Source organism: Bradyrhizobium sp. STM 3809 (assembly GCF_000239795.1).
In the GTDB taxonomy this organism is placed as follows: Bacteria; Pseudomonadota; Alphaproteobacteria; order Rhizobiales; family Xanthobacteraceae; genus Bradyrhizobium.
In genome coordinates this window covers 1-5,415 of record NZ_CAFJ01000003.1, presented here as the reverse complement: position 1 = coordinate 5,415, position 5,415 = coordinate 1, and the positions used below count along the sequence as shown (strand labels likewise).

At 64.5% G+C, this 5,415-nt stretch carries 4 protein-coding genes and 1 pseudogene; 2 read left to right on the top strand and 3 right to left on the bottom strand.

The annotated features are described in order from the left end of the window. On the bottom strand, positions 1 to 256 hold a 256-nt coding region (locus BRAS3809_RS00220; RefSeq protein ID WP_035654682.1), incomplete at its 3' end, for an alcohol dehydrogenase catalytic domain-containing protein. 335 nt (positions 257 to 591) lie between these two features. On the opposite strand from BRAS3809_RS00220, the gene BRAS3809_RS00215 reads away from it, so the two are divergent. Both BRAS3809_RS00215 and BRAS3809_RS00210 read left to right on the top strand, forming a co-directional pair. Then, entirely contained in the window at positions 592 to 2,472 is a 1,881-nt protein-coding gene (locus BRAS3809_RS00215) for a sigma-54-dependent Fis family transcriptional regulator (RefSeq protein WP_035654685.1), read from the top strand. Positions 2,473 to 2,515: 43 nt separating this feature from the next. Then, complete coding sequence (locus BRAS3809_RS00210; RefSeq protein ID WP_008960088.1) at positions 2,516 to 2,956, top strand: SseB family protein; 441 nt, start codon at positions 2,516 to 2,518, stop codon at positions 2,954 to 2,956. A 370-nt stretch (positions 2,957 to 3,326) separates the two neighbouring features. Here BRAS3809_RS00210 and BRAS3809_RS00205 read toward each other — a convergent pair. Continuing rightward, a pseudogene (locus tag BRAS3809_RS00205) lies at positions 3,327 to 4,511 on the bottom strand (IS3 family transposase). Between the two features lie 368 nt (positions 4,512 to 4,879). After that, the coding region (locus BRAS3809_RS00195; protein WP_349509821.1) for a hypothetical protein at positions 4,880 to 5,415 on the bottom strand (536 nt) is incomplete at its 5' end.

Genomic DNA, 5,415 nt, shown 5'->3' with positions numbered 1-5,415 from the left:
CGCCCTCGACACCGGGACCGACCGCCTCGACCCAGCCCGCGTTCTCATGACCCATGATGTAGGGGAGCTTGACGTCGACCTTGCTGCGCCAAATTCCCTCGACGATGTGAAGATCGGTACGGCAGACGCCGGCGCCACCGATGCGGACGATCACGTCCATCGGACGCGAGATCTTCGGGTCGGGAACCTCCTCATATCTGACGAACTCTCTCGACGTCAGCTTTTCATCGAACGCATGGAGCACCGCGGCCTTCATGTCGTCTCCCCGGATTTTTTTGTTTCGACGGCAACGTGTCGCAGCCGTCGTTGACCAGGGTTGAGCAAGAGCTATGCCAGCGAGCTAACAGACTGATAATCAGGGTCTTCTCATCCGCGCTCGCGCCGGCCTTCGGTCCGCCGCGGATCAATGCCGCCTGCACAACTGTTCCGGGACGGAACAGTTTTCGCAAGGCGAGATCGCCTCGCGACAACCGCTTCGGAGTTCTGCTTTTCGCGCGCTTGCTCTATGCTGATCGAAGCAGCGTACGAACTAACAAACAACAGCCGCGGCATGCCGGCGATCCGGCGAAGCCCCGGACCGGGAGGATGACGATGCTGCCTGGCAGCCGACGCCTCGATGGCGCGTGGTTGAAGCTGGACGATCAGGACCATCCGCCAGGCGGTCAGATGTCGGCCGACATCTACGACAGTTGGATGCGCTGCATCACGATGGGTCTCGATGCGTTGCGCCCGCCGTCGCCCGAATTCGTCGATGCCGCCGTGCTGCGGCAGGAGCAGCAGCGCTGCTCGCTGGTGCGCGGCCTCGCTCTGGCCGAGATGCACACGCTGCATCAGCAGATCGCCGGCTCGAACTTCATGATCGCGTTCGCCACCGCTGAAGGGCTCCTGCTCGATATCATCTCCGACTCCAGCTTCAGCGACGCCTCGGACGCCGCCTGCATCCGCGCCGGCTCGCTCTGGACCGAGAGCATCTGCGGCACCAACGGGCTCGGCACGGCCGCCTATCTGAAGCGGCCAATCGTCGTGCATGGACGCGAGCACTTCTTCGCGCGCTACAACAATCTGACCTGCGTGGCGGCGCCGATCTTCGCGCCCGACGGCGAGGTCGCCGGCATCCTCGACGCATCGTCCGATTGCATGTCGCGTCAGGCGCACACCCAGGCGCTGGTCGCGATGGCCGCGACCCAGATCGAGAACGGGCTGTTCCGCGAGCAGCATCGCGGCGACATCCTGATCGCCTTCCACAACCGCGGCGAATATCTGCATACGCTCAGCGCCGGCCTGCTCGCGGTCGACAATGATGGCCGGATTCTGGCAGCCAACCGGGCTGCGCGCGTGCTGCTGCACGGACTGCCGGCCTCGGCCGGCCGCCTGTTCGGCGATGTCTTCCGGGGCCGCTTCAGCGATTTCGTCGACGAGGGCCGGCGCAAGGAGCGGCAGCGGCTCGAGGACGACGTCGGCAGCCAGTTCGTCGCCACGATCGAGAACAGCCGCCAGTTTCCCATGACGCATCGCGTGCTGGCGCCGCGGCCGACACCGCCGAAGAGCCCCGCGGCGCCGTTCATTTCCGCCGATCAGCGGATCGCGGCCGTCGTGCAGCGGGTCGCGGTCGCCGCCGCGCGCAAGATGCCGATCCTCATTCGCGGCGAGACCGGCACCGGCAAGGAGCAGATGGCGCGGCACGCGCATGCTGCGAGCCGGCGCAGCGGCTCGTTCGTCGCGGTCAATTGTGCCGCGCTTCCCGACAGCCTGATCGAGGCCGAGCTGTTCGGCTATACCGAGGGCGCCTTCACCGGCGCCCGGAAGGGCGGCTCGGCCGGCCTGTTCAAGGAGGCCGACGGCGGCACGCTGTTCCTCGACGAGATCGGCGACATGCCGGTGACCTTGCAGGCGGTGCTGCTTCGCTTCCTCGACGACTGGACGGTGCGGCCGGTCGGCGGCAGCAAGCGCGAGGTCGATGTCCTCCTGGTCTCGGCCACCAACGCCGATCTCGACGACGCCATCGCCAAGGGCCGCTTCAGATCCGACCTGCTGTTTCGCCTCAACACGCTCGAGGTGACGCTGCTGCCGCTGCGCGAACGCACCGACTTCGCCGACATCGCGCGCCATCTGATGCACAAGATCGACCCGTCGATCGCGCTGTCCGAGGCTGCGATTCAGCGGCTGGCGCAACGAGGCTGGGACGGCAACATCCGCGAGCTCCGCAACGCCCTCGCACGGCTCTCGCTCAGCGAAACCGGGCCCGTGATCGACGCCGAAACCGTCGATGTCGTCCTCGGCGCCGGTCGCCCTGAGCGTATGGCGCCGAAGATCACAGTAGAGGAAGGCGCGCCGGCCGACCTGCACGAGATCCAGCGGGCGCTGGTGCTCAGCACCTTTGCGGACACCGGCAACAACATCAGCAGGACCGCGCGGCGGCTCGGCATCTCGCGCAACACCGTCTATCGCGCGTTGCGCGGCAAGCCCGACTGACGCGCGGGCTGCGTCGATTTGATCAATGTGAAGGGAGGCCACGATGTTCGAGCCGGAGAACAGTCTCGAAGCGCTGATGCAAGCGGCCGGCCGCGACCCCGCGATCATCCCGCGGTTCTACCGCGCGCTGCTCGAGGCCGAGATCTATGTCCTGACACCGGAGGCCCCGATCGCGCCCGGGCAGCGCCGCTCGCTGGCGCGCCAGGAACGCATCAACATCGCGAGCGTCGAATTCCAGGGCCTGACATGGCTGCCGGCGTTCACCTCAAGAAAACGCATCTCCGACTATGTGAAGACGCCAGAAGCCTGCCTCGGCGCCACAGCCCGGGATCTGTTCAGGATGCTGCCCAACGCGAACTTCTGGTTCAACCCGCTGTCCGAATGCCAGAAGCCGATGCCGGCCAGCGAGATCGAACTGCTGATGAATGGGACGATCTACGACAAGCTGCAGGCGGCGGACCAGGCTCGGCCGGATGGCCGGTGATCTGGTCCTTTTGGGCGAGCAGAACGAAACGGGCAGCCGAACAGCGGACTCGCCGTTGAGCTTATTCGAGACATGCGGGTAACTTCGCAGCCCTCCCTATTCGACTAAGCCTCCTTATGGATCAAGGAGAGCGCGCGTCGTCCAAGAACCGTATTTTCGTAGCGTACGAGCTTAGGATTAATGGATCGCACTCGCATAGTGCCAGCCGTGACAAGACTGCTGACTTCAACGTATGGGCTAAAAATTGCCAATGGATCGGCGTTCTGGGTCACAAGCCGCCCTCCCACCGTCCAGCCATTTCAAAATGAGCTCCGAGAACGGACATCCCGGCGCTGCGCGGGAGGTGCCGGATTGACCATGCCCCCAAGTTCTATCCAGGTCGGAGTTCGTTCGGGCGGTTGGATATGCCCATCCGGGCGGTGGTAGCGGCGGGAGCTGGCGCGGAGCCTTCGACACAGCGCAGCGCCAGATCCCGACGCGGATTGCAGATGGCGGCGAACTCGGATGGCGTCTTCCATCCGAGCTGGGAATGCGGCCGAGCGTCGTTATAACCGGCCCGCCAGCATCGGAGCGCGACGCGGGCCTCGGCGAGCGAGGTGAACAGCGTCTCATTCAGCAGTTTATCCCGCAGGCGGCCGTTGAAGCTCTCGATGAAGGCGTTCTGCATGTGTTTGCCCGGCGCGATGTAGTGCCAGGCGATGCGGCTCTGGTCGGTCCATGTCAGGATGGCATTGCTGGTGAGGTCGCTGCCGTTGTCGCTCACCACCATCCTGGGCTTGCAGCGCTCAGCGACCAGCCAGTCCAGCTCCCGAGCGACTCGGGCGCCCGAGAGTGAGGTGTCGGCCACCAGCGCCAGGAACTCTCGGGTGCAGTCGTCGACCACGGCAAGGATGCGGAAGCGCCGGCCGTCGGTCATCTGATCCGACACGAAGTCGAGCGACCAGCGATCATTCGGGAGCTGCGGCACCGTCATCGGTGCTCGCGTCCCGATGGCCCGTCTGCGGCCGCCCCTGCGGCGTACCGTCAGCCGCTCCTCGCGATAGAGCCGGAACAGCTTCTTGTGATTGACCAGGTAGCCATCCCGCTTGAGCAGGACGTGCAGGCGACGATAGCCGAAGCGGCGGCGCTCGTGGGCGATCGCCCTCATGCGTTCCCGCAGCCCTGTATTATCGGCTCGTCTGATATCTGACCGTCATGCGGCAACAGCCGATGGCTTTACACGTCCGCCGTTCGCTCATCCCGTGGACGTCCGCGAGATGCGCTACAGCTTTCCGCTTGGCCGCAGGCGTCACCACTTCTTTCCCAAGAGATCCTTCAGCGCGGCATTGTCCAGCATGGCATCCGCCAGCAGCGGCTTGAGCCGCGTATTCTCGTCCTCCAGCCTCTTCAGCCGCTTGGCCTCCGAGACGTCCATTCCGCCGAACTTGGCCTTCCACTTGTAAATGCTGGCGTCGCTCACGCCATGCTTGCGGCACAGATCGGCGACCGGCACGCCAGCCCCGTGCTCTTTCAAAATCCCGATGACCTGCTCTTCCGTAAAGCGGCTGCGTTTCATGCTCTGGTCCTCGTTGGGGCCAGAACGAACTTCAAACTGGATTAGGCCCGAGGGGAAAGGTCAATTTGCGACGAGCTTGAGGAAATGCCCAAAGTGTCTGAAGCGCTCTTCTCCCAGCGCACCCCACGATCTCTGCGGCATCCTTCACAGGCGCAAGTATCTCCTGAGCGCCTCCGACGTCGGGCAAACAAAAGAGATTTCAATGCTAACCAGAAATTACCGTGCGCTCGGAGGGCGGGCATCTCGATCGCGAGTTCAATGGGTGTCTCGCGCGCTGAACGAGAAGGCGCTTTTTGCAGCCAAATGTGCACTTTCGGCGAGGCCTCAGCGCTTTCTGGGGTTCGGCCAAAACGAATCTCAGGTCACCTTCAGTTTCGAGGGTAGAGCTGCAGCTCGATCGCGCGCCCTGCCTGCTCGATCCGAACACCTGAGGGATCGATCATCTTGACCTGCCAGCCATTATACGACTCGTTCTCCGTGACCCACGAACCCCCGCCCGGTCCGCCGTTGCTTTGGAGATAGGCCTTGCTCTTCCCACCTTGGATCATGACGCCCGCAACCTGAAGGCCGGGATCAGCTGAGACCATAGGCGGTGGGACCACCGGATGAGGAAGCGGTCGCGGCGGCGGGGGCGGCGGCGGGACGAAGGGTTGGCGGGAGCGGGAGAACGCGGGACGCGCTGTGATCTCGGCATAGGCCGCGATGGGCGGTCGCTCGGCCAGGCCCCCGATCGATCGCGGCAGCGCTGACTCCCATCCTGCGCGCGGCAAGCCGGCCCTGTCGGCTTCCAACCCCAGCGTAAGGAGTTTCGTTGCCAGCACCAGATTGATCGTACCGAGGACTGCCAGCGCGCCGAACTGCGGGGTCATGCACCATCGTGCCCACAGCCTCATCGGATCGCACC